The organism is Myxococcus sp. CA040A, assembly GCF_013336725.1.
GTDB classification, from domain to species: domain Bacteria; phylum Myxococcota; class Myxococcia; order Myxococcales; family Myxococcaceae; genus Myxococcus; species Myxococcus llanfairpwllgwyngyllgogerychwyrndrobwllllantysiliogogogochensis.
Genome location: NZ_JABUMR010000051.1, coordinates 1 through 500, shown reverse-complemented (window position 1 = coordinate 500; position 500 = coordinate 1). Strand labels below are relative to the sequence as shown.

The following is a 500-nucleotide window of genomic DNA, read 5'->3' as shown; positions in this document are numbered from 1 at the left end:
AGCTTCTCGAAGGGGACGTCCTGGTGCTCGTAGGCGGCCAGAGTGGACGTGCGCACCTGGGAGAGCAACTGACGGAAGGACTGCTTCGAGTCGAGTCGGGAGTGGAGGACGAGGGTGTTGACGAAGAAGCCGATGAGGCCCTCGGTCTCGGAGCGATTGCGATTCGCGATGGGAGAGCCGACGGAGATGTCGTCCTGGCCCGAGTAGCGGGAGAGCAGAAGCTGGAAGGAAGCCAGCAGCACCATGAAGGGCGTGGCGCCTTCACGCTGAGCGAGGGCCTTCACGGCCTGGGTCAACTCACGAGACAACCCGATGGGGAACACCGCACCGCGATAGGACTGAACGGCGGGGCGAGGCCTGTCAGTGGGCAACTCCAGGGACGAGGAGGCACCGGCAAGCTGGGTGCGCCACCAGGCGATTTCGGAAGAGAGGACGTCGCCCTGGAGCCACTGGCGCTGCCAGACGGAGAAGTCGGCGTACTGGATGGGCAGCGGAGAAAG

At 64.8% G+C, this 500-nt stretch carries 1 protein-coding gene; it reads right to left on the bottom strand.

The features are described 5' to 3' along the window. On the bottom strand, positions 1-500 hold a 500-nt coding region (locus tag HUA75_RS46055), incomplete at both ends, for a condensation domain-containing protein (protein WP_254628138.1).